The 3,932-nt window shown below is 60.0% G+C and carries 3 protein-coding genes; 1 reads left to right on the forward strand and 2 read right to left on the reverse strand.

What is annotated here, in order from left to right; all coding sequences use genetic code 11:
• Positions 1 to 640: 640 nt before the first annotated feature.
• Entirely contained in the window at positions 641 to 982 is a 342-nt protein-coding gene (locus LRF89_RS12955) for a hypothetical protein (protein ID WP_238637326.1), read from the reverse strand.
• 380 nt (positions 983 to 1,362) lie between these two features.
• Positions 1,363 to 1,920, reverse strand: a complete 558-nt coding sequence (locus LRF89_RS12960; RefSeq protein ID WP_238637327.1) for a pilus assembly FimT family protein — start codon at positions 1,918 to 1,920, stop codon at positions 1,363 to 1,365.
• A 279-nt stretch (positions 1,921 to 2,199) separates the two neighbouring features.
• On the opposite strand from LRF89_RS12960, the gene LRF89_RS12965 reads away from it, so the two are divergent.
• Positions 2,200 to 3,891, forward strand: a complete 1,692-nt coding sequence (locus LRF89_RS12965) for a putative bifunctional diguanylate cyclase/phosphodiesterase (RefSeq protein WP_238637328.1) — start codon at positions 2,200 to 2,202, stop codon at positions 3,889 to 3,891.
• Positions 3,892 to 3,932: the final 41 nt, after the last annotated feature.

Below are 3,932 nucleotides of genomic sequence, written 5' to 3' on the forward strand. Positions count from 1 at the left end.
GTCAACCGGACGGGTACACCTTGCTACAAATATTCGAGTAACACAATACGCTATCTAGTTAGAGATCTCGTTGAATTCACCGAGAACTCTAGAGAAGAAGGCATCTGATAAGAATCAAACTCTCTAAAGGCTCTACTGAGTAGTTCATCCAAAGTAAAGACAGAAACGTCTATGCCTTCTTCCAAGCAAGAATTTATGATGTCTACAAGGATGTGCTCGTAAAGAAGTCCGGCCTCCACCATCTCGTATATTTTTTCGTAGAGATACATCTGTGTAACAATGGTTTCTTTCATTGTTTCCTCCTTCGTTATCGGCGTTCCGAACATTTATAGGAATGTTTTTGCCGTTCCTATTTTGCGTTTCGGAATCTATATGGTAACTTTTTCAGGAAATTCGTCAATCCCGGAAGCGGAATCAATGATGCGGATAATATTCTTAAGAATATAATTCGGAAGGAGTGCAAGAGGAAATTTTATATTAATGATTCGGCACGCACGGTAAGCGGCAAATATTGTTAGGAACGAAAACCGAGGGAGTGTGGAGAGCGGAATAATTATATTATCGTAGAGAGAGGAAGAGGGGCGATAATATCAATGATCCAGTGTGGCGGTCTTGAGATCGTCAGAGGAAGGGTTTGAAGTCAAGACACGAAAGGCTTACGATACTCCTGAAAGCAGTAAAGCACAGCAACAAGAAGAAGGGTGGCCGCAATAAGCTCAATGGACTCTTCTAGGAGGCCATCCATAAACTCGAATGAAGAAATAGAAGTACAAGTGTAGACCTCATCACTCCACGGGAGAGAGATGGTGCGGCCTTCAATGAGGCGTTCCTGAATCCAAGAACCAACGACCCTGTACCAGTCGCCAATGTTCCGTGTGGCCGATGCAAAGGCGATGAGGCCGTAAAGGGGATAGCCGATCAGCAGGAAGCGTTTAGCGAGCTTAGGCAGCGTTCCTGAGCGCAGAAGAAGGAACAGGGCCAAGAGCATCACCACTGGCTAAGAAGGCGTAGTAGCTCAGTTCTACGGATGCTTGAAGTAGCGGGGGTTTTGCGGTTAATAATTAGCAGGGGAGGGTGCCGGTAATATAAAGACGGGTATAGTGGGCATCTTCGAGAGCTAAGAAGAAGAAATCAGCAGTAAGAGCCCGCAAGCTTGTTGAGGGTTGGTGATATTTTAATTTAGTACGCAAGGCAACAGGTGCTGGAGACGACACAGAAGGCTAGGCAGGTATGGTAACTATTTCGAGAATGTCGGCTTGATCGAAAAGGCAGGCCAATGCTCCGAATATCATAGGAGTTTTGGTTAAAAAAAGGGCCATCGACTTACGATGGCCCTAAAGAAGCTACCTCGCTGCGATCGAATCAGGGAGCATTGAGATAGCAGGTTACCGAGTCGTCATCAGCTCCGGTTGCGCCCGCAGGAATGGTTACGCGTGCAACGGAGTCGTCATCACTGCCAGACCAGTCTGCACCCTCGACGTCGGGTAGATTGATGTCAGATTCTAGAAGGTCGCCGTCGCCGGTGTGCCAACTGTTGGGATCAAAAGTCTCATCGTCCCCGTCATCTAGTGCCCCTGGATTTCCAAGGGTACTGGGGTTACAGCCAGAAAGCTCACCGGTGTCCCAATCAACGTTGCCGCGTAAATTAACTTGGGTGCTGGCGTCGGACATGGCACTGGCTATGGCGCTTCCATAGCTAGAAAGAGCAGCGCGATCCTGCACGCCGGTAAATTGCGGTATCGCGATTGCCGCGAGAACACCGAGCACTGCCAACACGATAACCAGCTCAATCAACGTGAAGCCTTCTTCACGCTGACGGCGGCGACGGGGCTCACTGCTCAGGCGGTGGACGTACTGCTTGGCCAGGTCGACGAGGCTGACCGTGCGGGAGTGGCTGGATCGCTCCATGCTTTCCTCCATCGGGCTACTCTCCTGCTTTGGTTCGGCCGCGTACGGCCGGTCGGTTACTGCATAGCGCCCGTGGGGGAGGCGGGCACGAGACTGCAGGTAAACCTATAGTAAACGTGGGAACCGGCGGTGTGAAGCGTGGTAAGCGTCCAATACCGTGTTGGAGCGTGTCAAACCGTCGCGGGAAGGGCCGCCGGGTGGCTATCCGCCGGGGTGCGCAGTGGTCTATGCTGAACCGGTCGTGGGTCGGTCGGCTCGCGGCGTCCAGGAAGGCTACGGAAAGGGCCGCCCATGGTACGGATCGACCGCTGGCTGGCGCTTGCGCTGACGCGCTGGCAACACCCCACTGGCCTGCGCCGCTGGCTGGCTGTGGCGGGGATCGTCACCCTCATCGCCGCGACCACGTTCCTGGTCTGGCAGACCGGCGGCATCCGGTACGCCTTCTCGCACATCATGTATGTCCCGATCCTGCTGGCCGCTGCGCTCTTCGGTCCCGGGGGCGGCGTGGTGGCCGGGCTGGCCGGCGGGCTCGCCCTGGGGCCGGGGATGCCCATCGACACCGCCACCGGCGAGATGCAGGCGTTCTACAACTGGGCCTACCGGGCGGTGTTCTTCCTGTTTGTCGGCGGCGTGGTGGGCATGCTCGGTCAGGCGGTGGCCCGCCTGCTCGGCGAGGACCCGGTCAGCGGGGCGCCGAGCCAGCAGCCGCTACGCCAGGCGCTGGAGCGGACGCTGGAGCCGCCGGTGTCCGGACACGCCCCGCGGCGCCTCTCGGTGCTGGTGGCCATCTTCGACAACTACACCGAGCTGGTGAACACCTTCGGCCCGGAGGTGGGCGTGCGGCTGATCGGTGGCGTGGTGCAGCGGCTCCAGGCCTCGTGCCAGGGCGATGCCGGGGTCTACCACCTCCACGGGGAGCGGTTCGCGGTGGTCGTCGACGGGGAGCGGCTGGATGATGTCCGCGCGCGCATCCGCGCGCACTCTATGGAGCCCCTGGTCGCCGATGGGGTGCCGCTCTACGTGAACCTGACCTTCGGGCGGGCCGACCATCCGGAGCACGGCGCCAGCGCCGAGGAGCTGATCCAGCGCGCGACCATCGCCGCCGATCTGGCCAGCCGGCGGGGCGAGCGCGAGCGCGTTTACGATGCCGGCAGTGATCAGACCAGCCGCGAGAACCTGGTGCTGCTCAGCGGCTTCCGGCGTGCGGTCTCCCACGGTGAGCTCTGCCTCTACCACCAGCCCAAATGGCACCTGGAGCAGGAGAGGGTGGTGGGTACCGAGGCGCTGCTGCGCTGGCAGCATCCGGAGCACGGCTTGTTGACCCCGGTGCGTTTCATCCCGCAGCTGGAGAGCAGCCACCTGATCCACGAGCTGACGCCCTGGGTGGTCTCCGCCGCGCTGCGCGATCTGGCCGAGCTCCAGCGCGACGGTCGCCCCTGGCACGTGGCGTTGAACCTCTCCGCACGCAACCTCAACGACGACGGACTGATCGGCGATCTGGCGCGGGCCCTCGCGGAGACCGGCACCTCGCCGGAGCAGCTGGAGGTGGAGGTCACCGAGTCGGCGGTGCTCGCCGACCCGGAGCAGGCCCGCCGGGTGCTCGGGCGGCTGCGGGACTGGGGGATGGGGGTGGCCATCGACGACTTCGGCGCCGGGCAGACGTCGCTGGGCTACCTGCGCCGTCTGCCGGCGACCAGCCTCAAGATTGACCGTGCCCTGATCCAGGAACTGGCCGGGCCCTCGTCCGACGGCCGGATTGTGGAGTCGGTGGCCGGCCTGGGGCGTCGATTGGGTATGGAGGTGGTCGCCGAGGGCGTGGAGGATCGCGCCACCCTGGCCATGGCGCGCAGCGCCGGGTGCGATATCGTTCAGGGGTACGGGATCTGCCCGCCGCAGCCCATGGAGACCATCCGCGAGGCCTTTGCGCGGGAGCGCTCCGTCCGGGCGCAGGACTTTGCAGTGGGGTCATCGCCGGAAGCGTGACGGGCGGCGAGACCGTGCCGAAGGAAAGCGGGAAAAAACTG

Origin of the sequence: Halorhodospira sp. 9621 (assembly GCF_022228055.1) — a bacterium.
Taxonomy (GTDB): Bacteria; Pseudomonadota; Gammaproteobacteria; order Nitrococcales; family Halorhodospiraceae; genus Halorhodospira; species Halorhodospira halophila_A.